We start from the raw sequence: 20883 nt of genomic DNA, 5'->3' as shown, positions 1-20883 counted from the left end.
GTGAGCCCATGCCGCAATCCGCGATCGACACCCTGACCCCCGTCGCAGGCCTTTCCGTCACGCTGACCGACGGCGTGCTGTCGGTGACCATCGACCGGCCCGACAGCCTCAATTCGCTGACCGTGCCGGTGATTACCGGGATCGCCGACGCAATGGAACGCGCCGCGACGGATCCGGAGGTGAAGGTGGTGCGCCTCGGGGGTGCGGGCCGCGGCTTCTGCTCCGGCGCGGGGATCAGCGCCGACGACGTGTCCGGGACCGGGCTCTCGCCCGACGAGATCGTCCTAGAGATCAACCGGCTGATCCGGGCGATCGCCGCCGTGCCACACCCGGTGGTCGCCGTGGTCCAGGGACCGGCGGCCGGCGTCGGCGTTTCCCTGGCCCTGGCGTGCGACATCGTATTGGCTTCGGAGAGCGCTTTTTTCATGCTCGCCTTCACCAAGATCGGCCTGATGCCCGACGGCGGCGCGTCGGCGCTGATCGCGGCCGCCGTCGGCCGCATCCGGGCGATGCACATGGCGCTGCTGCCCGAACGCCTACCGGCCGCCGAGGCGCTGTCGTGGGGGTTGGTCAGCGCCGTGTACCCGGCCGCCGAATTCGAGGCCGAGGTGGCCAAGGTGATCGCCCGGCTGTTGGCGGGGCCCGTCGCCGCGTTCGGCAAGACCAAGCTGGCGATCAACGCGGCCACGCTCACCCAGTTGGAGCCGGCGTTGCAGCGCGAATACGAGGGGCAGGCAGTGCTGCTGCGATCCCACGACTTCGTGGAGGGCACAAAGGCTTTCCAACAGCGCCGCGCGCCGGAGTTCACCGATCGCTGAGCCCGTGGCGCTTACCGGTGGCCCACGCCGGTAATCCTCCCCGCGTCGGGTCCGAATAATTCCGAAGGCGACGGACGGAGAATCCATGGCTGGACAGGTGCGATGCCTGGTGACCGGGGCGACCGGCTACATCGGTGCCCGGCTGGTGCCCCGACTCCTGGACGAAGGCCACCCGGTGCGCGCCCTGGCCCGCAACCCGGCGAAGCTGGCGGACGTGCCGTGGCGGCAGCAGGCGGAGGTCGCGCGCGGGGACCTCGGTGACGTCGATTCGCTGATCGCGGCGTTCGCCGGCATCGATGTCGTCTACTACCTGGTCCATTCGATGGGCTCGGCGAAGGACTTCGCCGACGAGGAGACGCGCGCGGTGCGCAACGTCGTCACGGCGGCCCGTCGCACGGGGGTGCGGCGCATCGTGTACTTGAGTGGGCTGCATCCCGAGGGCCGCAAGCTCTCACCGCACCTGGAATCGCGGACGGCGGTCGGCGATGCGCTGATCGCCTCGGGCATCGAGACGCTGGTGCTGCAGGCGGGCGTCGTCGTCGGCTCGGGGTCGGCGTCGTTCGAGATGATCCGGCACCTCACCGACCGGTTGCCGGTGATGACCACCCCGAAGTGGGTGCACAACAAGATTCAGCCGATCGCGGTGCGCGACGTGCTGTACTACCTGGTGGCCGCGGCGACGGCCGCGGTGCCGTTCTCGCGCACCTGGGACATCGGCGGACCCGACGTGTTGGAGTACGGCGACATGATGCGCGTCTACGCCGAAGTCGCGGGGCTGGGTAAGCGCTATCTGATCGTGCTGCCGTTCTTGACGCCCACGATCGCCAGCCTCTGGGTCGGAACGGTGACGCCGATCCCGCCGGGGTTGGCGCGCCCATTGATCGAGTCGCTGGAATGCGACGCGGTGATGCGCAACCACGACGTCGACAGCGTCATCGCGCCCCCGCCGGGCGGCCTGATCCCCTACCGCCGGTCCGTCCAACTGGCGCTCAGCCGCGCCGCTCGGGGAGTCCCGGAACCCTCGTGGTCGTCGTTGCGGTCCGAACCGGCCGAGGCGCTGCCCAGCGACCCGCAGTGGGCGGGCGAAATCGTCTACACCGATGCGCGCGCCGCGCACACCCCCGCCGAACCCGCCGCCGTCTGGAAGGCGGCGGAGGACGCCGTGACTTCGCGGGCGGCCTGGACGGTCGAGGAGCGCAAGCCGGGAACGCTGTTGCGGCTGCGCTCCACCAAGCGGGCGCCGGGACGGGAATGGCTCGAGATCGCGGTCGCACCGCAACAGGGCCGCGGCAGCCGCTACACCCAGCGGTCCATCTTTCTGCCGCGCGGCATCCCGGGGCGGGTGTACTGGTTCTTCGCGCGGCCGGTCCACGCCGCCAGGATGCGTGCGCTGGCCCGCGAGGTCGTCGGCCCGGCCGGCGTTAGACCCCGAACATCGGGGGCAGCACGAGAACCATGATCAGCCCCCACACCAGGTGGGTGAGCATCGGCGCCAGGACCCCGCCGGTCGCCCGGCGCTCGAACGCGCAGACCGTCCCCAGGATGACCGCGGCGAAGCCGAGCATCGGATTGCCGCTGGCCAGCGTCGCGCAGGCGTAGAGGACGGTCGAAATCAGGACGGGGTGATAGCGGCCCAGGGCCGTGTAGAGCGCGCCGCGAAAGAACACTTCCTCGGCGACGCCGTTGACCAGGGTGATCGCCACGATCACCGGATACCACCCGTGGTGGGCGTATTCCAGCACCCTGGTTATCAACTCCGCCACCGGCGTGATCTCCCGGGCGATCAGCCCGCCCACCACGAAGACGGCGCCGAGCAGGAGACCGATCGTCGTTCCGGTGATGACCGGCCGTTGGTTGCGGCCACGCCAGCAGATGCCGCCCAGGTGTAGCGGGCCGGAGATGAGCCCACCGGCGAACCACACCCCCGCCAGCGCCAGCGTGAGCCAGTAGAAGCTCGACTCCCCCGGGTGACGCCGCAGCGAGAACCCGAGCATCGCCGCGCCGACCACCAGCGTGATCGTCACGATGACGCGCCGGCGTCGCACGACGGCCGGCGACTCATGATGGGGCACGGCGACCTTGTTGAGGGCGCGCCACCACTCGGACAGCACGCCGGTGTTGGACGGGGCGGTTGACTGGCTCATGCGGGATGCACCTTCGGGGTCAGGGCGATCAGGAGGTCGAGGCCGGTTCGAAGCGCGCCGGCGAGCGGACCGGGGACCATGCCCACCAGCCCCAAAGCCGGCCGCACGACGGGCGGGGTGAGGCGGCGGGCCAGGTGGCGGATGCGCCGCGCGTCACCGCCGGCCCACGCGGGATCGGTGTCGGCGAGGTGATGGGGGTCGGCCAGGGCGTTGACCGGGGACGGGCGATTCGGCTGATCGGCCAAGGCTAGGGCAATGGCGTCCTGGACGCCGAGCAACCCACCGGGCGGGTCGGCCACGCGATCGCGTAGGTCGCCCTTCGACGCCACCATCGGGTGATCCAGCGATTCGACCAGATCGCCGGCCAGCCCCGGCGGCACCGGAAGGGCGACGCCGGTGATCAGCGACGCCAGCCCCGTGTCGACCCTGCCGACCGGCAAGCCGGCGTGCCACCGGCCCGAGATGCGCGTATACGTCTTGAGCAGCTCGCGGTAGGACGTGGTGTCCGGGCCAGAGATGTCGTACGCCCCCGCCGGCACCACGCCCGGGTCGGCGGCGGCGACGAGGTAGTGCAGGACATCGCGAATCGAGATCGGGTCGATCGGGTTGTCCATCCAGGTCGGTATGGGGATGAGCGGAAAACGGTCCCCGACGTAGCGCATCATCTCGAACGAGGTCGATCCCGCCCCGATGATCATCGCCGCGCCCAGCCACACCACCTCCGGCCCGCCCGGGATCGTCAGCGCCTCGGCCACCTCGGCCCTGCTCGTCAGGTGCTCGGACAGCACCTCGTCGGCGGGCACGAACCCGCCCAGGTAGACGATGCGTCGCACGCCGGCGTCCCGGGCCGCCGCCGCCACGTTGGCGGCCGCGGCCTTGTCGGCGTCCCGGAAGCCGGGCTGACCGATGGCGTGCACCAGGTAATACACCACGTCAACGGGTCCGGATTCGGCGAAGGCCGCTCGGGTCGAGGCGGGATCCGCGGCATCGAGCGCCACCGGTGTGACCTCGCCGAACCAGCCGAACCGCCTGAGGCGCGCGGGTTTTCGGGTGGCGGCCACGACGTGGTGCCGGTCCGCCAGCAGCGCCGTGACCAGCCGCGATCCGACATAGCCGGTGGCGCCTGTGACCAGGATCCGCATACTTGGACACTAGCCCCGCGGCGATGCGCGCAAACCTAACGGGCACGAGAATCTCTCGTCGCGTACGTAACGCCACGGCGCTTTTCGGGCCGAATTTTCGCCATGCCGTTACGCTCGCGGGGTTGAACCGCCGCGTCGGCGGCACCGTGGGTACAAGGAACCCTCATCCATAGATAGTGGAGACATGTATTACCTGCTGGTCCTGGCAGTCGCCATCGAACGCGTCGCTGAGCTGGTGGTGTCCAACCGGAACGCGCGGTGGTCTTTTGCCCAGGGCGCCAGGGAGTTTGGTCGCCCGCATTACCCGGTGATGGTGCTCATCCACACCGCACTGCTGGTCGGCTGCATTCTCGAGCCGTGGGCGCTGCACCGGCCGTTCATCGGCTGGCTGGGCTGGCCGATGCTGGCGGTGGTGGCGCTCAGCCAGGGCCTGCGCTGGTGGTGCATCGCCACGCTGGGCCGGCGGTGGAACACCCGGGTGATCGTGCTGCCGGATGCCCCGCTCGTGCGCCAGGGCCCCTACCGCTGGCTGCACCATCCCAACTACGTTGCAGTGGTGGCCGAGGGGGTGGCGCTGCCGTTGGTGCACACGGCGTGGCTGACGGCCGCCGTGTTCACGCTGGCCAACGCGGCGTTGCTCAGGGTGCGGCTGCAGGTCGAGAATTCGGCTCTGGGTTACACGTGAGCGATTACGACACCGACCTGTTGATCGTCGGGGGCGGACCCGGGGGCCTGGCCACCGCGTTGCACGCACGCCGGCACGGGCTCTCGGTCATCGTCGCCGACCCGCGCGAGGGCCCCATCGACAAGGCGTGCGGCGAGGGCCTGATGCCCGGCGGGCTCGCCGAGCTCACCTCCCTCGGCGTCGACCCCGCCGGTATGCCCTTTCATGGCATCGCCTATGTCAGCGAACACCGCCGGGCGCAGGCGCGGTTTCACCGCGGGCCCGGCCGGGGGGTGCGACGGACCACGCTGCACGCGGCGCTGGCCGCGCGCGCGAAAGAGCAAGACACCGAATGGCTTCGGGCCCGGGTGACCACCGTGCACCAGGACGCTCGCGGGGTGGCCGCCGCCGGTGTGCGTGCGAGATGGATGGTTGCGGCCGACGGACTGCACTCACAGGTCAGGCGGGCCACCGGAATCGCGGCGACGGCCGGGACACCGCGGCGCTACGGCGTGCGCTGGCACTACCGGGTGCCCGCCTGGTCGGAATTCGTCGAGGTGCACTGGTCGCGTTGGGGTGAGGCGTATGTGACGCCGGTGGAGCCGGACCTGGTCGGCGTCGCGATCCTGTCCCGGGGCCGGCCCGACCTGGGCTGGTTCCCCGGGCTGGCCGGGCGGTTGCAGGGCGCGGCGCGGGGGCCGGCCCGCGGATGTGGCCCGCTGCGGCAGGTCGTGTCCAGGCGGGTCGCGGGGCGGGTGCTCCTGGTGGGCGACGCGGCGGGCTACGAGGACGCGCTGACCGGCGAGGGCATCAGCCTGGCGGTCAAACAAGCTGGCGCCGCCGTCGCCGCGATCGTCGACGAAACGCCCGCGTCGTATGAGCTTGCGTGGCAACGGATCACCCGCAGCTACCGGCTACTCACCCGGGGGCTGGTGCTGGCCAGCGCCCCGCCGGCGACCCGCCGCACCATCGTGCCGGCCTGCGCGCTGCTGCCTGGCGTGTTCCAGCGCGGGGTGAACGTCCTGGCGGGTTAGCGGGCCTTCCAGACCGGCTCCCGCTTCTCGGCGAAAGCGAGCGGCCCCTCCTTGGCGTCTTCGGACCTGATCAGGATGCTCATTTCGGCCATCGTCCGCGCCCAGCCCGCCTCTTCGTCGGTGATGACACCCTCGTCGACCCCGTAGGCGATGCGCTTGCTGGCCTGCACCGACAGGGGCGCGTTGACGGTGATTCGCGCGGCCAGGGCCAGCGCGGCCTCCAGCACCGTGCCCTCGTCGACGACCTGGTTGATCAGGCCCCACTCGAAGGCGTCGGCGGCGGTGATCGGCTCGCCGGTCAACAGCAGCTCCATCCCCACTTTGCGCGGGAGCTGCTGCACGATCCGGAAGACACCGCCGGCGGCCGCGACGAGCCCGCGTTTGACCTCCGGCAGGCCGAACTGGGCCCGCTCGTCGGCGACCACCAGGTCACTGGCCAGGGCCAGCTCGGTGCCCCCGCCGAACGCGGTGCCGTTGACCGCCGCGATGGTGGGCTTGTCGATGAAGTGATGCACGTAGCCGGCGAAACCCCACTCGCCGTGGTCGGGGTGATACAGGTTCTCCCGGCGGGAGATCGCCTTGAGATCGGCGCCGGCGCAGAACGACTTGTCGCCGGCGCCGGTGATCACCACGGCCCGCACTTCGGGGTCGTGCTGCGCCTCGTCGAGCGCGTCGCCGACGCCGATGCTCACGGCGCCGTTGACGGCGTTGCGGGCCTCGGGCCGATTGATGGTGATCACCATGACGTTGCCGCGGCGTTCGACCAGCACCGCCGGCTGGTCGGCGGGGGCGTCGGTCACAGGAGCTCCACGATGGTGGCGTTGGCCTGGCCGCCGCCCTCGCACATGGTTTGCAGGCCGTAACGAATTCCCTTGTCCCGCATGTGGTAGAGCAGGGTGGTCATCAGCCGCGCGCCCGAGCCGCCAAGCGGGTGACCCAGCGCGATGGCGCCGCCGTTGGGGTTGAGCTTCTTCTCGTCGGCCCCGATGTCCTTCAGCCACGCCAGCGGAACCGGCGCGAACGCCTCGTTCACCTCGTAGGCCCCGATGTCACCGATCGAGAGGCCGGACTTCTTGAGCGCCTTCTGCGTCGCCGGGATGGGCGCCGTCAGCATGATCACCGGGTCGGCGCCGGCCAGTACCGCGGTGTGCACCTTGGCGATCGGCGTGAGGCCCAGTTCCTTGGCCTTCTCGGCCGACATGAACAGCAGGGCGGCCGAACCGTCGGTGATCTGCGAGGAGTTGCCCGCGTGGATCACCCCGTCCTCCTTGAAGGCCGGCTTCAGCGACGCCATCTTCTCCATCGGGGTACCGCGGCGGATGCCCTCGTCCTTGAGAACCACGTTCCCGTCCTGATCCTTGATGCCGACGATCTGGTCGTCGAAAGCACCGGAATCCTGTGCGGCGGCGGCCTTTTCGTGCGATCCCAAGGAGAATTCGTCGAGCGCGAGCCGGTCGAAGCCCCACTGTTCGGCGATCATTTCCGCACCGATGCCCTGGTTCGGCGTCCGGTGGTATCTGTCCTTGAAAGCCTGGGGGTACGGGTTGCCGCCGTTGGCCAGCGACGATCCCATCGGCGTCCGTGACATCGACTCGACACCGCCGGCGACGACGACGTCGTAGTGCCCGGCGACCACGCCCGCCGCGGCGAAGTGGATGGACTGCTGGCTCGACCCGCACTGCCGGTCGACGGTCACGCCGGGCACGGTCTCGGGCCAGCCGGCGGCCAGCAGCGCGGTGCGGCCGATGTCGAGGGCCTGCTCGCCCGCCTGCATCACGCAGCCCCAGATGACGTCGTCGACGATTCCCGGGTCGATACCGGCCTTGTCGACCAGCCCATTCAGGACCTGCGCCGACAGGTCGGCCGGGTGCACCCCGGCCAGTCCGCCGTTGCGCTTCCCGAGCGGTGAGCGCACTGCCTCGACGATGACGGCTTCGGCCATGGTTGTGTCTCCTTTGACGCTAGAACCTCAGGTATTGGTGAAAGTGAGCCTCGCGTCGATTGTCAACCAACGCGTTGGGAGGGCGCGTGGCGGGGTGGGTTTGGTTGCGCTCACGGCCGCGCCGAGATCGCCGCGGTGGTCGCGGTCCGACCGCGAAGCGCGACCGTGGCGGCAATCTCGACGAAAGGTGAAGCCGAAAGGTGCAGCCCTAGCCGGCGGGGTACGCGACCGATTTGATCTCGGTGTACTGGTCGAACCCGGCGACGCCGTTCTGGCGTCCCACACCGCTGTATTTGTAGCCGCCGAAGGGGGTGTCGGCGCCGTACGGCGCGCCGCCGTTGACACCCATGAAGCCGGCCCGGATCCGGCGGGCCACCGCCAGCGAGCGCTCCAGCGAGCCCGACATCACGTTGCCGGCCAGCCCGTACTTGCTGTCGTTGGCGATCCGGATCGCGTCCTCCTCGTCGTCGAACGGGATGACGGCCAGCACCGGCCCGAAGATCTCCTCCTGGGCGATGGTCATCGAGTTGTCGACGTCGGTGAAAAGCGTTGGCCGGACAAAGAATCCCTTGTCGAAGCCGGTCGGCGCGTCGGGGCCGCCGACCAGCGCCGTGGCGCCCTCCTCCACGCCCTTACGGATGTAGCCCATCACGCGGTTGCGCTGCACCTCGGAGATCACCGGGCCGCACAGCGTTCCCGGGTCCTGCGGGTCGCCGCACGTGACGTTCTCGTAGATGCTCTTCAGAATCTCCACGCCCTCGTCGTAGCGCGACCGCGGCAACAGCATCCGGGTGGGGTTCGCACAGCCCTGCCCGGCGTGCATGCACGGCGCGATGCCGATCGCGCAGGCCATCCCGAAATCGGCGTCCTCCAGCACGATGGTGGCCGACTTGCCGCCGAGCTCCAGGAACAGCCGCTTCATGGTCGCGGCGCCCTTCTCCATGATCCGCTGGCCGACCACCGTCGACCCGGTGAACGAGATCAGGTCGACCTTGGGCGACAGCGTGAGCTCTTCACCCACAAAGTGATCCGACGCGGTGACGACGTTGACGACGCCCGCGGGAATGTCGGTCTTCTCGGCGATCAGCCGGCCGAGCCGGGTCGCGTTGAACGGCGTGTTGGGCGCCGGCTTGAGCACCACGGTGTTGCCGGTGCCCAGTGCCTGGCCGAGCTTGTTGAGGGTGACCTCGAACGGGAAGTTCCACGGCACGATCGCGCCGACCACACCCACCGGCTCGCGCCAGACCTTGCGGGTGGTCAACGTGCCGGTCAGGCTGACCACCTTGTCGCCCAGGTCGGTTTCCCAGGCGTATTCGTCGATCAGCCTGGCGGGGTAGCGCAGCCCGTCCTCCAGTGGGGCGTCCAGCTGCGGGCCGTACGTGATCGCCCGGGGCGAACCCACCTCCAGGATGAGCTCCTCGCGCAGCTCTTCCTTCTCCGATTCGATCGCCTCGTGCAGTTGCAGCAGGCAGCGCTTGCGCAGTTCGCGGTTGGTCGACCAGTCGGTCTCGTCGAAGGCCCGCCGGGCGGCGTCGATCGCCCGGTGCATGTCCTCTTTCGACGCGTCGGCGACCTCACCGAGCGGCTCCTCGGTGGCCGGGTTGATGTTGGTGAAGGTGCCGGCCTGCCCGTCGACGAGCTTGCCGTCGATCATCATCTTGGGCTCGAAGCGGACCTTTACAGCTTCGGTCATGTTTGTCACTCTCTTCTGAGTCGTTGAGGGGCTACTGAGAGCCTTACCGGAAACTAGCCGATTGGCAAGCGAAAACCCGTACGGGGCCGGTCATTGGGGGTCGAACAGCACCGGCACCGACGTCGGCGACCGGAAAACCTGCCCGCGGATGTGCGGGTCGTCCCCGTCGGGGTCGAGCCGCAGGTTGGGCAGCCGGTCGAGCAAAACGTTGATTGCGGTGCGCATCTCCAGCCGCGCCAGATGCATGCCGAGACAGACGTGCACGCCGTGCCCCCAGCCGAGGTGTGCCCTCGCCTGCCGGAAGATGTCGAACCTGTCCGGATCGGGATACCGGTCCTCCTGCCGGTTGGCGGAGCCCAGCATCGGCATCACCGTCGAGCCCTCCGGTATCGCCACCCCGCCGAGTTCGGTGTCGCGGGTCGCCACCCGGGTGATGGTCAGCAGCGGCGGTTCCCACCGCACACCCTCCTCGATGGCCTGCGGCAACAGCGACCGGTCGGCGCGGATGGCATCCAGCTGCGCGGGATTCGTCAGCAGCGCGAGCAGCAGGCTGCCCAGTGACCGGTACGTCGTCTCCACCCCGGCGGGCAGCAACAGCCGCAGGAACGAGTAGATCTCCTCGTCCTCGAGCTTCTCCCCGTCGATCTCGGCCTGCGCCAGCGCGCTGATCAGGTCGTCCCTGGGTTCGGCCCGGCGGGACGCGAGGATAGGCGCGAAGTACTCACAGAGCGCTGCCGAGGCGGCCAGGCCGCGTTCGGGATTGAGGATCCAGCTCAGCAATGAGATGGACCACCGCTGGAACTGCGGATAGTCCTCCTCCGGCAGCCCCAGCAGGCCCGCGATGATCCGGCTCGGGTAGTCGAAAGTGAACTCCTTGACCAGATCGGCCTTGCCGTTCGCCGCGAACTCGTCGATCAGGCTATTGCCCACCCGGCCGACCAACTCATCCTGCCAGCGCGCCAACGCCTTCTGCGAGAACGCCTTTGACACCAGCGACCGTAGCCGGCCGTGCACCGGCTCGTCCATGCCGAGCATCACGCGCTCCCCCAGCACGGGGCCGAAGGCTGCGATGACGGCCGCCGACGAGAACGTCTCGTTGTCGCGCAGCATCTGCTGGGCTTCCTCGAAGCGGTAGACGATGAAGACCGGTTTGGACTCCTCATGCGGCATCCCGGACACATCGAGCCGCTGGATGGGCTCCTCGCGGCGCAGCCGAGCCAGTTCGGTGTATGGGTCGCGCACGTCGCCGGAGACCGCGTCGTCGAAGGCGCCGAAGTCCTCCAGGTCGTCGAATAGCTGTTCCATACTTCCCCTCAGTCCCCTTGAGTTCCCTTGCGCTTCGCCGCCAGCGCGGCCAGGCGTTGCAACACCGGCGGCGGTAGAACGCGCGCGGCAAGCACCATTGCCCGCTGGCTCCAGGTCAGCGGCCACACCCCGTCCCGCATCGAACCCTGCCGCGGAATGCCCAGCACGGCCCGCGACACGTGGTGCATGCCGGAGGCCGGCAGGATCCTGTTGGCAACCAACAACATCGACGCATCCGGCCCGACGCCGCGTCGGCGGAACGGAGCCCGGTCATCGAGCGCCTTGAGCAGGCCGTCGGTGAACCGCTCGGGCGCTCGGGCCAGTCGCATCGCGGCCCTGCCCCGGGTGTTCATCGTGGTGTGCAGCCGGGCGTACGGGCCGCCGAAGTCGCGGTTGTCGGTGGTGCCCTCGTCGGTGATGATCTCGGTGTCGTACATGCCGGCCACCAGGACGGTGACACCCAGGCCGAAGGGCGCGATTTCACACGCCATCGATTCACCCCAGCGCTCCAGCGCCCCCTTGGCCGCCGAATACGGCGCGGTCGCCGGCTGCCCGCGCACCCCCGCCGCGCTGGACACCAGGACGATGCGCCCGCGTCCCGCGGCCCGCATCGACGGCAGGACGGCCTGGGTGAGCGCAACCGGACCCAAGACGCTGGTGGCAAACATGTTCTGCCATAGGGTCATATCGGTCTCCTCCACCATTCCGGCGGCGGAGATGCCGGCATTGTGCACCAGCGCGTAAGGAGCACCGACAGCTTCTTCGATGGCCTTTGCCGCCGCCGAGATCGATGCCGGGTCCAAGAGGTCGAGCTGCACGCCGATCAGCCGGTCGTCGTCGTCACGTGCGCCCGCCGCGTCCCGCAGCGACGGGAAGCCGCGGTCGGGTGTCCGCATGGCCGCGACGACGCGCCAGCCTTCGCGGTACAGGCGCACCGCCGACGCGAAGCCCAGCCCCCTGGACGCGCCGGTGATGACGACGGTGCGCGGCTCAACCATGCTGACCCGCAGTGGCGCAGGCGCCCTGGCCCGGTGGCGGCGGGTCGACGTGGGGCCGCCCGTTGGGCTCCCCGCTCGCCCAGGTCGACCAGATGCCGACGGAGTACGGACCCTGGGCACCGGCCTTCTCGTAAAACCCCTGCGGGTCGTAGACCTTGGCTTCGGGATAGGGCCAGGGGCAGGCGACGGAGGTCGCCGCATGGCTGGCCTTGATGGCCCAGAACCACGCTCCGTAGGCGAAGTAGGACACGTTGATGATCGCGAACATCACCAGGAACGTGCCGAGCACTGGGCGCGTCGGAAAGATCCTGGCCTTGGCGGCCAGCTTCTCGGCCACCGACTTCCCGGTGTCGTCGCGGTAGCAGAGGATCGCCGCGGGCACCATCACGAAGGTCACCGAGAACGACTCCCAGATCAGCGGGAACTCGAACGTGGTGCCGGTGAACATTGAGCCCCACGGGATCACCTGGGAGTAGATGTACATGCCCCAGTGGATCAGCGTGTTCTCCAGGAAGGCATCGAAGGCGAATCCGATCACCAGGGTGATCAGGCCCAGGGTGACCAGCGGGTGCCGCGACGCATAGCTCGTCGGCCCGTACTTCGCCTGCAATCTGCGCACCAGCCATACCGCGGGGAAGTAGGGCCCGAAGTAGAACATCACGTAGCCGAAGACCACGAACGGCTCGACCGTCGGCGACAGCGACACCAGCGGCCACGACTCCGGCCAGTGCACGAGGTCGGGGTTGTAGACCGCGAACGGTGACCAGTTCATGATCGGGTCCTGCCACACGATCAGCGTGGTGCACAGGAACATCAACATCACCGGGCTACCGGGATTGCGGCGCCAGCCCGTGATGAACACGATCAACAGGACGAGCAGGGCCACGACCGTGGCCCAGTCCAGGAACCCGATGTAGTCGAGCCCGAACATGAATTTCACCGGTCGCGGGCGGCCCTGCACGTTCGGGTTGGCGACGCGCGGGTCGAGGGCGACGCGGCAGTTGGCGATGAAGAAGAGCGCGAACGCCGCCAGCGCGACGCCGGCGATCCAGCCGCCCCAGCCGCGTTTGTCCGCACGCCCCGGGAGCGCCGAATCTTCCTGCGCGGCAAGCGGTGCCGATTGATCAGTGCTCATGTCGTTGCCAGCCTTACTCCCCGAAGCGATCGACCAGGTGCGAGTTGGTGCCGTCGGCGTCCAGAGTGCGGGCCACCAGATAGCCGGCGCCCATCCATGCGCGGCGCGTCCATTTGCCGAAGGAGACGCGCGTGCCGGGGGCGCCCGATGCGGCGGGCATCATCTTCACCCGCTCCAAAGCCTCTTTGACCCCGCGCGGGCTGAGCGGGTGCGCATCGGCGAACGCGCGGACGAGTGTCGTGGCAACGTCATGGTTGACCACCGATACGCAGTACTCGGGCCGGCTGCCGTTGTACTTCTGCGCGTACCGGTCCAGGAAGTCCTGGCCGAGCCGGTTCTCCTCGTCGTACTGGTCTACCCCGACCCAGCCCATGAACGCTTCCCACATGATCGGGTTCACCCACGCGTTTTGAAATGCGGTGGTGGTGAATCGCGGCGGATCCCAATCGACGGCCTGCAGCGCGGGGTTGATGAAGACGATGCCGAAGCCGAAGCCCAGATGCACGATCGCCTCGGCCTTGGCCTCGTGCAGCGTGCGGACGGAGTCGTTGATGTCCTGCGCGGTCTGGGCGATCGCCGCCTCCGCGACGATGCGAATCCCCTTGCGGCGGCAAGCGCTTCGCAGATTCTTCAGGTAGCTCTCACCGATCAGGTTCTGTTCCACGAGGACACCGATTTCGGAAAGCCCGCGTTTGGCGACGAGGTCGGCGATGAAGATCGGCTCGTCGGTCATCGAGCCCTGCGGGAACGCGAACGTCCAGTCGCCCAGCCAGTCGTCGGTGCCGGTGACGCTGATCGCCGGCACCTTGAACCGGTCCTCGATCGCCTCGCGGGTCGGCACGCAGTTGTCGGTGATGTGCGGTCCGAACACCACCAGACAGCCCTCGTCGACGAGCTCCCCGAACGCGTCGATCACCGCCTTGACCGAACCCTTGGGCAGGCCCTCCACCTCGCGGTAGATCATCTGCACGGGGCGATCGATCAGGCTCTGCTCCACGGCTTCTTCGAAGACGAGGTCGAAGCATCGCGTGAAACTCGCCATCAATTCCTCGGGGAAACCCGGTGGCAGCGTGAAGTCCATCAGGTAGCCGACCTTGATCGGCTCGGCGCTGCTTTCGTAGGACATCGGACCTCCCGGACTTCACGCGCGCCGATTCATGACAAACCTAATATTTGTTCAGACCCTAGCGGCGGCCGTATGCAGCGTCAATCATTCGCCCGGGCCGCCCAGATAGATCTCGATCATCTCGCCCAGGGCCCTGCCCACGACCACGTCGTCCGTGAGCGGTCCCGCGATCGCGGCCCGGGCCGCCTCCCGCATGGGGAGCGCCTCTGCCACCAGCCTGCCGGCGGCGATCAGCACACGGGTCGATGCGACCTCGCGCAGCCCACCGGTTTCCAGTCGGCGGATGGCCTGCCCCAACCGCACCAGCTCCGCGGCGGTGGTGGCGTCCACCCCGGCCTCGTGCGCGACGATGCCCTCTTCGACATCGGCTGCGGGAAAATCGAATTCGATGGCGACCATTCGCTGCCGGGTCGAATCCTTGAGGTCTTTCAGCACGCTCTGGTAACCGGGGTTATAGGACACCACCAGGCCGAACCCGGGCGCCGCGTCCAGCGTGACGCCGAGACGCTCGATCGGCAGTTGCCGCCGGTGATCCGCGAGTGGATGCAGGACAACCGTGGTGTCCTGCCGGGCTTCCACCACCTCGTCGAGGTAGCAGATCGCCCCCTCGCGCACCGCCCGCGTCAAGGGGCCGTCCACCCACACGGTTTCATCGCCCTGCAGCAGGTACCGGCCGACCAGGTCGGCGGTGGTGAGGTCGTCGTGGCAGGCGACGGTGATCAGCGGCCGGCCGAGATCGTGCGCCATCGCCTCGACGAATCGGGTCTTGCCACAACCCGTGGGCCCCTTCAGGACGAGGGCCAGACCCTGGCGGTACGCCGCCTTGAAAACGGCTTCCTCGCCGCCGATCGCCTGGTAGTAGGGGCGCGGCCCCTCGGCCTCGGGCATCGCGCCGTTCCGGTGCACCAGCCCGGACTCGTTGGCCATAGCGTCCCCTCTGCTACCTAATGAATGCAGCCTAGCGCGGAACAGATGTTTGTTTCAAGCTTCCTGACAAGCGCGTTTAGCCTCGAGAATCGATTTCCGGGCCGCGTCATGACACCCGGCGCCGGACCTCGGCCGAGCGCAGCGCGGACCGGAACAACGGGCCGATGACGCCCGCGAGTTGGTCCGGGCGCGCGATCGTGGCGTGCGCGGCGCCACCGAACACACGGCGCAGCGACTGCACGTCGGTCCCCGCGCCGATGGTCAGGCACACGCAGCCGGTGCCGCGGCGGCGGGCCTCGGTCAAGGCGCGACGCGCATCGGCCGCGCCGTAGGCCCGCTCGTAGCCGTGGTCGTAGGCCAGTCCATCGGAGAGCACCACCAGCAGCCGTCGCGACGTACCGCCGCGCGCCTCCAGCACCGCCGACCCGTGCCGGATGGCGGCACCGAGACGCGAATACGCGCCCGGTTCAAGGCTGTTGAGCCGTCGCATGACTCGGGCGTCGAGGTGGTCGTCGAATCGCTTGACCGGCACCATGTTCACCGCGCTCCGGCCCTGCGAGTAGTAGGCGTAGAGCGCAACCCGGTCGCCCAGGTCGTGCAGCGCGACCGTTAGGTCGGCGACCGCCGTGAGCTGTTGCTCGTGCACGGTGCGGCCAACCGTGCCAGGCTCGGCGGCCGAGCCCGAGACGTCGAGCAGAAGGAGCACCGACAGATCCCGCCGGCGCCGCAGGCTGTCCAGGTACACCGCCTCGTCGGGCACGGACCGCGCCAGCACCTCGACGCGGGCCTCGACCGCGGCGTCGATGTCGATGTCGTCGCCCTGCGGCTGCCGGTGGCGGCGGTGCAGGCCCATCCCGAGCCGCGACAGCGGGCGCCGCACGCTGATGGCGGCTTCGATCGCATGCATCGCCGACGGTTTGATCTCGGCCTCGATCTCGCGCACCGTGCACCAAGCCGGCCGGTACCTCCTGCGCCCGGCATCCCATTCCGGGTAGGTGAGGCCGTCCATGGACGCCGGCCGGTCCGCGTCGTGCTCGCTCGACGTGGCGGCCAGCGACGTCACCGCGTGCAACCCGCGCTTGGCGGAGTTGGTCCGGTGCGTCGGGGTGTCCGCGCCGGGCGGTCCCCCGCCGCTCCCGGTCTTGCGCACCGACGAGAGCATCTTCTTCAGCCACCTGCCGATGAAACCACCGCCCCCCACGGGGCTGGTGAACATGTCGGGATCGTCGGAATCGTCCGCCTCGTCGTCAAGTTCTTTCAGTTCGTTGGTGCCGTTGCTCCTCGGGATGTGCCCGGGCGATTCGTTGTCCCGCTGTTCGGCCGCCCGGGCGGAGGTGGCCAGTACCTTCGCCGCGCGGATGACACCGAATTCCGTTGGGGCATCGTCGATTGCATCCCGGCCGCTTGCGATCCGCAGCGAAGCGGCAGGCGAATCGCTGCGCGCCGCGGTGTCGGGGTCACCCAGGGACGCCAGAACTCCCGGCAGCAGGCGGGCATTGGCGGCGAGCGCCCGGTGCCCCTCCACGGCCAGGTAGCGCTTGGCCACCCTGGGGCGGCGCAGCAAGCGGCGCATCACGTCCGGATCCAGGCTGCCGGCCGCGATCATCGACGCCTGCACCGCAACGGCTTCTAGCTGCCGGCGAGGGCTGGCACCCGCGTCGACGTGAATGGTCCGTCCGTCGGTCCAGGACGGTTCGCCCGGACGCAGTTCGGCCACCGCCACGGCTCGGCCCGCGAGCGCGGATGCGAGCATGCCGAGGCCCGGCAGCCGGTCACCGCGAACGTCGGTGGACACGCTCAATCTCCGAACCGCTTGGACTCCGTTGACCAAATATCTGTTCCACCGTAGAGTCCGGTGCCACCGCAGTCAATCAGGGCAAGGAGCACATGGTGATTGACTTCACCGGGCAGGTCGCGATCGTCACCGGCGCCGGACGGGGACTCGGCCGGTTGTATGCGCTGGACCTGGCGAGCCGCGGCGCCGCGGTGGTGGTCAACGACGTCGGGTGCGGAATGCGCGGCCTCCCAGATGCGGCCACCGACTCCCGCGTCGCCGACGACGTGGTCCAAGAGATCAAGGAGGCCGGTGGCACCGCGATCGCCTCCTATGACTCGGTCGACAGCCCCGCGGGCGGCCAGGCGATCGTCGACGCGGCCGTCGCTTCATTCGGGCGGCTGGACGCGGTGGTCAGCAACGCCGGGATCTTCGGCACTGTCGCCTTCGAGGACCTCTCGCTCGACGACTGGGCCCGGATGCTGCGCGTGCATCTCGACGGCGGGTTCTATCTGTCCCAGCCCGCGTACCGCGTAATGAAGAACAAGGGGGGCGGCCGGTTCGTGTTCGTCTCGTCCTCCGCCGGGATCTTCGGTCAGCCGATGGAGGCCCACTACGCCGCGGCGAAGGCCGGCCTGGTGGGGTTGACGAACGTGATCGCGATCGAGGGTGAGGCGCACGGAATCGTCGCGAATTCCGTTATGCCGACCGGCTTCTCGCGAATGGTCACCGAAACCGTCGGCGACGAGAAATTCCTCGCCGAATCCGGCTTCATGCAGGCCATCCGGCCCGAGCTCGTGGTGCCGCTGGTGACCTTCCTCGCCAGCAGCGCCTGCAGGTTCACCCATCGCAACTATTCCGCATCCGCAGGCCGCTACGCGCGGGTGTTCGTCGGGCTGAGCGAGGGGTGGCTTGCGGACGCCGGGAGCCAGCCGACGGCCGAAGACATCGAGGCGCATCTCGACCAGATCTCGTCGACGGAGAAGTTCATCGTGCCCGCCTCCATCGTCGACGAGGTGCTCGAAGTGTGTGAGCGCCGTGGCGTCAGCCCGATGCCGGGCAACGCCGAGGTCGCCTTCCCCGAGCCAGGAGGCCACTGACCGTTATTGACCGGCTATCTGCTCAAACGTAAAGTCCCGAAAAATGGATTTCTCCTACCCGGCGGAAGTGGAGCAGTTCCGCGTCGAGCTGCGCGACTGGCTATCGAAGAACCTGACTGACGAGCTGGTGGCCGCCCGTCGACCCTCCGGACGCGATGATGCCGCCTTCGAGATGCTGCGCGCCTGGAGCGCGACGATGGCAGACGCGGGCTGGGCCGCGGTCTCGTGGCCACGCGAGTACGGCGGCCGGGGCGCGACGGTTCTCGAGCAACTGGTCTACACGGAGGAGACCACGCGGGCCCGAGCCCCGATGCCGCTCAACGTGATTGGGCTGAACAACATCGCACCGGCCATCATGCAATACGGGACCGAGTCGCAGAAGCTGACGCTGCTCCCCCGCATGATGCGGGCCGACGACATCTGGTGCCAAGGGATGTCGGAACCCGAAGCGGGTTCCGACCTCGCCGCACTGCGGACCCGCGCGGTGCGCGACGGCGACGACTTCGTCGTCAACGGCCAGAAGATCTGGACGTCGCTCGGGCATCGGGCGGACTGGTGCCAGCTCTACGTGCGCACCGACCCCGAAGCGCCCAAGCACAAGGGCATTTCCTGCCTGATCGTCGACATGACACTGCCGGGCATCGAAGTCCGTCCGCTGGTCACGCTCAACGGCGACGCCGATTTCGCCGAGGTTTTCTTTCACGACGTGCGCGTTCCGGCGGACGCGCTGCTCGGTCCGCTGAACGCGGGCTGGCAGGTGGCCACCACCACCCTCAGCCATGAGCGTGCCGGGGCGGCCCGGCTGTACGCCGAAATGCAGGTGCGGCTCGAAGAATTGACCGACGACATCGCCGCGCACACCGAGGCGCTCGCAGATCCCGTGACCCTGCGCCGCCTCGGCGAAATCGCGCTGCGCATCAAGTATTTGGAAGTCCTGTGCCAGCGGTCGATCTCGGCCGCGCTGCATGGCGGTGACGCCTTCGGATCGGCGAGCCTCGCCAAGACCGTGTGGGGTGAGATCGGACAGGATATGGCCGCGCTGGCGTTTGACGTGCTGGGCAGCAGCGGCGCCGGTGCGCCGTGGGCGAGCTACCGCCTGACGTCGCGCTCGCTGACCATTGCGGGCGGTACCAGTCAGATCAACAAGAACATCACCGCCCAGCGGGTACTCGGATTGCCGCGCAAATGAACCTCGAACTTTCCGACGAGCAGGTCGCGCTTCGCGACACCACCCGCCGTTATCTCGCCGAAAAGGCCTCCATCTCCAACCATGTGCGCCCGCTGCTCGACGACCCGACCGGCACCACGCAACCCGTGTGGCGCGGCCTGGCCGACCTCGGGACGACCGGTCTGCTGGTGCCGGAGACCTACGGCGGCGCCGGCATGACGATGGTCGAGGCCGGCATCGTGGCCGAAGAGCTGGGCGCGGCCCTGCATCCGGGTCCGTGGTTGTCAAGCGCGGTCGCCACCGCCCGGGCGCTGGCGCGGCTCCGTCCTGCCGAGGCCGTAGCCGAGTTGTTGAGCGGGATCGCCGACGGCACCAAGATCGCCACCGTCTGCTTCCTTGCTGACAGTCCGGTCGCCGCGAGCCGGGAGGACTCCGAGCGCATCGTCTTGTGGGGCGAGATGACCGCCGTTCCCGACGCTGCCGTCGCGGACGTGCTGTTGGTGCTCGCCGAGGATGACGGCGGTCAAGGGCTTTTCGCGGTGCGCAGCGGCTCGCCGGGTGTCTCGGTCGCGCCCGAGCGTGGTATCGACCAGACCCGCAAGCAATTCCGGGTCACACTCGACTCGGCGCCCGGGCAGCGACTCGCCGCGGCGTCCGCGGAGGACGTCGCCGCGGTGATCGACGATGTGCTGATCGCGATGGCCGCCGACGCTCTGGGCGCCGCGCGAGCCGTCATGGAGATGGCCATCGAATACGCGAAAGCCAGAACACAATTCGGGCAGCCGATCGGCTCCTTCCAGGCGGTCCAGCATCTATGCGTCGACATGTTCGAGACCGTGGAGTTGGCCCGCAGCGGCGTGATCCATGCGCTCTGGGCCGCCGACAGCGCCGACCCTGACGAGCGGCACCTGGCCGCGCTGCGGGCGAAGGCGTTCGCGGGGCGCATGGCCACGGTGGGCGACACGGCCATCCAGGTGTTCGGCGGGATCGGCTACACCTGGGAGCACGACGCGCACCTGTACCTCAAGCGCCTGCTCAGCTGGAGCGCGTTCCTGGCTGGTCCCGATCAGTATCTCACCGAACTCGGTGCGCGCCTTGCCAAGAGAGGCAAACCGTGATGGATGTCGAGTACCTGCTCACCGCAACCCGCTCGGCGCGCAAGACGCTCGACCTGGACGCGCCGGTCGACCTCGCGGAGGTCCGAGAGTGCTTGCGGATCGGTTTGCAGGCGGCCAACGGCTCCAATCAGCAGTCGTGGCGCTGGCTGGTGATCGCCGACCCGGCGTTGCGTGCCGAGATCGCCGAGCTGTATCGCGCGGCGTACCTACTGCGGGTCGGTGGCCAGCTGATCGCCGACCTGGTGCCGGCCGGAACGCCGGAAGGCCGGATCATGTCGTCGACGGAGTGGCTCGTCGAGAACATGTCGAGGGTTCCGCTGCTGGTGATCCCCTGCTATCAGCCATACCTACCCCGCATCGAGGGCGACGAATCGTTTCATCAGGCCACGCTGTACGGCTCGATCTTCCCGGGGGTCTGGAACTTTCAGCTGGCGCTGCACACCCGGGGATACGGGACCTGTATCACCACCCTGCACCTGCATCGCGAGGCGGAGGTCCGGCGGCTGCTCGGGATTCCCGAAAGCTACGTCCAGGGCTGTCTGCTTCCGGTCGGCCGGCTGCGTGCCGGGCAGACATTCCGGCCCGCCCGGCGACGCGCCGTCGGCGAGGTGGTCACGCGCGACGGTTGGGACGGGCCGGCGCTTTAGAATGGTCCCGAGAATGGTCCGGCACCGCCGTTATGCAGCGCATGCTTTGCGCCCGCTCTGATAGCCTTTAACAAAGATTTGGTTGGCGGGAGGGACGAATGCGCATGTTTGCCGGTCCGCAGTCGTCCGGATGCGCGCACGGCTGATC

Annotated in this window: 19 protein-coding genes; 8 read left to right on the top strand and 11 right to left on the bottom strand. The window is 68.8% G+C overall.

Annotated elements, in window-relative coordinates:
• The first annotated feature begins 8 nt into the window (after nucleotides 1-8).
• Both C1737_RS26085 and C1737_RS26080 read left to right on the top strand, forming a co-directional pair.
• Nucleotides 9-818, top strand: coding sequence for an enoyl-CoA hydratase (locus tag C1737_RS26085; protein WP_102419816.1), 810 nt, complete (start codon nucleotides 9-11; stop codon nucleotides 816-818).
• Between the two features lie 85 nt (nucleotides 819-903).
• Nucleotides 904-2277 (top strand): DUF2867 domain-containing protein, encoded by a 1374-nt coding sequence (locus C1737_RS26080; protein WP_102419815.1) that lies wholly within the window; start codon nucleotides 904-906, stop codon nucleotides 2275-2277.
• On the opposite strand, the gene C1737_RS26075 is transcribed toward C1737_RS26080, so the two are convergent.
• Nucleotides 2240-2962, bottom strand: a complete 723-nt coding sequence (locus C1737_RS26075) for a CPBP family intramembrane glutamic endopeptidase (RefSeq protein WP_067920870.1) — start codon at nucleotides 2960-2962, stop codon at nucleotides 2240-2242. The genes C1737_RS26080 and C1737_RS26075 overlap by 38 nt on opposite strands.
• A complete protein-coding gene (locus tag C1737_RS26070; RefSeq protein ID WP_102419814.1) occupies nucleotides 2959-4104 on the bottom strand; it encodes an NAD(P)H-binding protein in 1146 nt (381 codons plus the stop codon). Before C1737_RS26070 ends, C1737_RS26075 begins: the two co-directional genes overlap by 4 nt.
• A gap of 184 nt (nucleotides 4105-4288) precedes the next feature.
• Here C1737_RS26070 and C1737_RS26065 point away from each other — a divergent pair, with 184 nt between their 5' ends.
• Entirely contained in the window at nucleotides 4289-4789 is a 501-nt protein-coding gene (locus C1737_RS26065; RefSeq protein ID WP_067920865.1) for an isoprenylcysteine carboxyl methyltransferase family protein, read from the top strand.
• On the top strand, nucleotides 4786-5802 hold the full coding sequence (locus C1737_RS26060; RefSeq protein WP_102419813.1) for an NAD(P)/FAD-dependent oxidoreductase: 1017 nt from the start codon (nucleotides 4786-4788) through the stop codon (nucleotides 5800-5802). Before C1737_RS26065 ends, C1737_RS26060 begins: the two co-directional genes overlap by 4 nt.
• Here C1737_RS26060 and C1737_RS26055 read toward each other — a convergent pair.
• The 9 genes from C1737_RS26055 to C1737_RS26015 form a co-directional block, all read right to left on the bottom strand.
• On the bottom strand, nucleotides 5799-6602 hold the full coding sequence (locus C1737_RS26055; protein ID WP_082973168.1) for a crotonase/enoyl-CoA hydratase family protein: 804 nt from the start codon (nucleotides 6600-6602) through the stop codon (nucleotides 5799-5801). The two genes, C1737_RS26060 and C1737_RS26055, sit on opposite strands and share 4 nt — an antisense overlap.
• Entirely contained in the window at nucleotides 6599-7744 is a 1146-nt protein-coding gene (locus tag C1737_RS26050; RefSeq protein ID WP_067924686.1) for a thiolase family protein, read from the bottom strand. The genes C1737_RS26055 and C1737_RS26050 overlap by 4 nt, the downstream gene beginning before the upstream one ends.
• A 208-nt stretch (nucleotides 7745-7952) precedes the next feature.
• Nucleotides 7953-9437 carry an aldehyde dehydrogenase family protein gene (locus tag C1737_RS26045; protein WP_067924679.1) on the bottom strand — a complete coding sequence of 495 codons (1485 nt, stop codon included), beginning with the start codon at nucleotides 9435-9437 and terminating at the stop codon, nucleotides 7953-7955.
• A gap of 90 nt (nucleotides 9438-9527) precedes the next feature.
• A complete protein-coding gene (locus C1737_RS26040; RefSeq protein WP_102419812.1) occupies nucleotides 9528-10742 on the bottom strand; it encodes a cytochrome P450 in 1215 nt (404 codons plus the stop codon).
• Nucleotides 10743-10750: 8 nt separating this feature from the next.
• Nucleotides 10751-11740 (bottom strand): SDR family NAD(P)-dependent oxidoreductase, encoded by a 990-nt coding sequence (locus tag C1737_RS26035; protein ID WP_102419811.1) that lies wholly within the window; start codon nucleotides 11738-11740, stop codon nucleotides 10751-10753.
• Complete coding sequence (locus C1737_RS26030; protein ID WP_102419810.1) at nucleotides 11733-12875, bottom strand: spirocyclase AveC family protein; 1143 nt, start codon at nucleotides 12873-12875, stop codon at nucleotides 11733-11735. The genes C1737_RS26035 and C1737_RS26030 overlap by 8 nt, the downstream gene beginning before the upstream one ends.
• Before the next feature lie 13 nt (nucleotides 12876-12888).
• Nucleotides 12889-14001, bottom strand: coding sequence for an ABC transporter substrate-binding protein (locus C1737_RS26025; RefSeq protein ID WP_102419809.1), 1113 nt, complete (start codon nucleotides 13999-14001; stop codon nucleotides 12889-12891).
• Between the two features lie 84 nt (nucleotides 14002-14085).
• Nucleotides 14086-14928, bottom strand: a complete 843-nt coding sequence (locus C1737_RS26020) for a CbbQ/NirQ/NorQ/GpvN family protein (protein ID WP_102419808.1) — start codon at nucleotides 14926-14928, stop codon at nucleotides 14086-14088.
• A gap of 106 nt (nucleotides 14929-15034) precedes the next feature.
• The gene (locus tag C1737_RS26015; RefSeq protein ID WP_102420140.1) at nucleotides 15035-16681 is read right to left on the bottom strand and encodes a nitric oxide reductase activation protein NorD; all 1647 of its coding nucleotides are present in this window, start codon (nucleotides 16679-16681) and stop codon (nucleotides 15035-15037) included.
• A 137-nt stretch (nucleotides 16682-16818) separates the two neighbouring features.
• Between C1737_RS26015 and C1737_RS26010 the strand changes: the two genes are divergently transcribed.
• From C1737_RS26010 to C1737_RS25995, 4 genes are read left to right on the top strand one after another with little or no spacing between them, the layout of a single operon-like run.
• Nucleotides 16819-17802: an SDR family NAD(P)-dependent oxidoreductase gene (locus C1737_RS26010; protein WP_102420139.1), complete on the top strand. Its 984-nt coding sequence runs from the start codon at nucleotides 16819-16821 to the stop codon at nucleotides 17800-17802.
• A 43-nt stretch (nucleotides 17803-17845) separates the two neighbouring features.
• On the top strand, nucleotides 17846-18991 hold the full coding sequence (locus C1737_RS26005; protein ID WP_102419807.1) for an acyl-CoA dehydrogenase family protein: 1146 nt from the start codon (nucleotides 17846-17848) through the stop codon (nucleotides 18989-18991).
• The gene (locus C1737_RS26000) at nucleotides 18988-20088 is read left to right on the top strand and encodes an acyl-CoA dehydrogenase family protein (RefSeq protein WP_102419806.1); all 1101 of its coding nucleotides are present in this window, start codon (nucleotides 18988-18990) and stop codon (nucleotides 20086-20088) included. Before C1737_RS26005 ends, C1737_RS26000 begins: the two co-directional genes overlap by 4 nt.
• Complete coding sequence (locus C1737_RS25995) at nucleotides 20088-20735, top strand: nitroreductase family protein (protein ID WP_102420138.1); 648 nt, start codon at nucleotides 20088-20090, stop codon at nucleotides 20733-20735. Before C1737_RS26000 ends, C1737_RS25995 begins: the two co-directional genes overlap by 1 nt.
• Nucleotides 20736-20883 lie beyond the last annotated feature (148 nt).

Source organism: Mycobacterium sp. 4858, assembly GCF_900240975.1.
Lineage (GTDB): Bacteria > Actinomycetota > Actinomycetes > Mycobacteriales > Mycobacteriaceae > Mycobacterium.
This window is presented reverse-complemented; position numbering and strand designations above follow the sequence as displayed.

What these genes read in the sequence shown, in the direction of transcription:
- C1737_RS26085 (WP_102419816.1), top strand. Translation starts at nt 9, where the DNA reads ATGCCGCAATCCGCGATCGACACCCTGACCCCCGTCGCAGGCCTTTCC.
- C1737_RS26080 (WP_102419815.1), top strand. Translation starts at nt 904, where the DNA reads ATGGCTGGACAGGTGCGATGCCTGGTGACCGGGGCGACCGGCTACATC.
- C1737_RS26075 (WP_067920870.1), bottom strand. Translation starts at nt 2,962, where the DNA reads ATGAGCCAGTCAACCGCCCCGTCCAACACCGGCGTGCTGTCCGAGTGG.
- C1737_RS26070 (WP_102419814.1), bottom strand. Translation starts at nt 4,104, where the DNA reads ATGCGGATCCTGGTCACAGGCGCCACCGGCTATGTCGGATCGCGGCTG.
- C1737_RS26065 (WP_067920865.1), top strand. Translation starts at nt 4,289, where the DNA reads ATGTATTACCTGCTGGTCCTGGCAGTCGCCATCGAACGCGTCGCTGAG.
- C1737_RS26050 (WP_067924686.1), bottom strand. Translation starts at nt 7,744, where the DNA reads ATGGCCGAAGCCGTCATCGTCGAGGCAGTGCGCTCACCGCTCGGGAAG.
- C1737_RS26045 (WP_067924679.1), bottom strand. Translation starts at nt 9,437, where the DNA reads ATGACCGAAGCTGTAAAGGTCCGCTTCGAGCCCAAGATGATGATCGAC.
- C1737_RS26040 (WP_102419812.1), bottom strand. Translation starts at nt 10,742, where the DNA reads ATGGAACAGCTATTCGACGACCTGGAGGACTTCGGCGCCTTCGACGAC.
- C1737_RS26035 (WP_102419811.1), bottom strand. Translation starts at nt 11,740, where the DNA reads ATGGTTGAGCCGCGCACCGTCGTCATCACCGGCGCGTCCAGGGGGCTG.
- C1737_RS26030 (WP_102419810.1), bottom strand. Translation starts at nt 12,875, where the DNA reads ATGAGCACTGATCAATCGGCACCGCTTGCCGCGCAGGAAGATTCGGCG.
- C1737_RS26025 (WP_102419809.1), bottom strand. Translation starts at nt 14,001, where the DNA reads ATGTCCTACGAAAGCAGCGCCGAGCCGATCAAGGTCGGCTACCTGATG.
- C1737_RS26020 (WP_102419808.1), bottom strand. Translation starts at nt 14,928, where the DNA reads ATGGCCAACGAGTCCGGGCTGGTGCACCGGAACGGCGCGATGCCCGAG.
- C1737_RS26015 (WP_102420140.1), bottom strand. Translation starts at nt 16,681, where the DNA reads ATGCTCGCATCCGCGCTCGCGGGCCGAGCCGTGGCGGTGGCCGAACTG.
- C1737_RS26005 (WP_102419807.1), top strand. Translation starts at nt 17,846, where the DNA reads ATGGATTTCTCCTACCCGGCGGAAGTGGAGCAGTTCCGCGTCGAGCTG.
- C1737_RS26000 (WP_102419806.1), top strand. Translation starts at nt 18,988, where the DNA reads ATGAACCTCGAACTTTCCGACGAGCAGGTCGCGCTTCGCGACACCACC.
- C1737_RS25995 (WP_102420138.1), top strand. Translation starts at nt 20,088, where the DNA reads ATGGATGTCGAGTACCTGCTCACCGCAACCCGCTCGGCGCGCAAGACG.